Annotated in this window: 1 protein-coding gene; it reads right to left on the minus strand. The window is 52.8% G+C overall.

Annotated elements, in window-relative coordinates; all coding sequences use genetic code 11:
* Nucleotides 1–63: 63 nt before the first annotated feature.
* Nucleotides 64–1,164, minus strand: a complete 1,101-nt coding sequence (locus ACOCD2_RS20910) for a hypothetical protein (protein WP_419588617.1) — start codon at nucleotides 1,162–1,164, stop codon at nucleotides 64–66.
* Nucleotides 1,165–1,176 lie beyond the last annotated feature (12 nt).

The following is a 1,176-nucleotide window of genomic DNA, read 5'->3' on the forward strand; positions in this document are numbered from 1 at the left end:
TACTTAACAGACTATCAGCAAATCCTGGAATGCAAGTTCGGCAAGCCATGTCACCTTCCCCCCTCACAGCCGCCTCATACGAGACGCCAAAGCGGATACAAAATAAGGTTGAGCATTGGCGAGATTGACGACCAACCGGACGTTATCAGCCCATTCGCCGTCGAAAGGGATAACCTGCATACCCGCCTCACCAACCTGATGGTAATGTTCCCAGAACTGATCGACATAATCATAGGCACCCGGTGTATCAGGGATAATAAAGACGTTGGACAGGAGCGGCTGAATATCCTCAAACTCGATGGTATCGGCTGGGGCGGGCACCTGCGCTTTATGCGTTTCGCAATAAGCGACGAAACGGGATAATTCGTCATGGAAAAATGCCCAGAAAATGACGCTGTCGGCATCATCCAGACGGTCAATCAGTCCGGCCATATCCGTCAGCAGGTCAGCAGCGGGTCTGCCCTCTACGGTTGCCCATGCGCTTTGTAAAAAGGAACCAAAAGCCGTGCATTCGAGCCAATCCACAAACTCATGGGCCAGTCGGGACACTTCCGAATCATCGTCATCGAACAGGAAGCTTTCCATTTCGGGCAACGTCGAATGGCGGGCGGTCTGGCGGATCACTTTTTCCATTTGTGCGTAATTGAAATCGCCCTGTTGGTAAATAGTGGGCAACCAGGCCACTAAACTATCGAAATCTTCCTCAACCCATCCCCAATAGGATATAAGCACCTCCAAGTCTGGCAGGGCATACGGCAGGGTGGAAAGCAGTCCTAAAGCCAGTTTGAACACTTGTCTTTCCACGCCGGTTGCCGGTACAACAGCCGGAAATTCGATGACGCCGGGGTCGGCAAAAACGCCAGCGCCCTCGTCGTACAGGCTGACAGACAATGCACATTTATCCTCTTGGCACAGATTGCTGGCTTGAAGTATTGCGCCACCAATACCGGCGAGGGCAGCGGAAAGTTGGTCACGGATGGCTTCCCTGTCAGTCTGACCAATGGCGCGTTGTAATCCCACGCGATCCATTGCGCCAAAGGTGTCGGCAAACAGGGCGATCCGCTTGATTTCCCGCGCTTCATCCGGTGTCAGGCGATTGAGCACCTGAACGTGGGTATCCAGACTGTCTCTTGCTTCGTCGGAGATAACAGGCAATGCAATCACATTGATCTCCTA

The organism is Thiolapillus sp., assembly GCF_048562965.1.
In the GTDB taxonomy this organism is placed as follows: Bacteria; Pseudomonadota; Gammaproteobacteria; order Chromatiales; family Chromatiaceae; genus Thiolapillus; species Thiolapillus brandeum_A.